A 227-nucleotide genomic window follows, 5' to 3' on the forward strand; every position below is an offset into this window, starting at 1 on the left:
GGGCTGGTAGCGCCTTTTCGGATCTTCGTGGTCGAGATCCGCGACGAGGAGGTCCAGGCCGCCGCCGCCCAGAGCGGCAGCAAACTGAACAAGCACACCACCGAGCCCGAGGCCAAAGAGGCCTACCGGGGCAAGCGGCTGGCCGCGTTGCAGACCGCGCTGCTCAAGACCGCGGCCGAGCACGACCTGCGCCGGATCCTGAGCTTTCACTTTCGCACCATCGAGGC

At 67.4% G+C, this 227-nt stretch carries 1 protein-coding gene; it reads left to right on the forward strand.

What is annotated here, in order from left to right:
• A partial coding sequence (locus GT354_RS21630) for a hypothetical protein (RefSeq protein ID WP_161358004.1) occupies window positions 1-227 on the forward strand: 227 nt, incomplete at both ends.

This window comes from Streptomyces sp. SID3343 (assembly GCF_009865215.1).
Classification (GTDB): domain Bacteria; phylum Actinomycetota; class Actinomycetes; order Streptomycetales; family Streptomycetaceae; genus Embleya.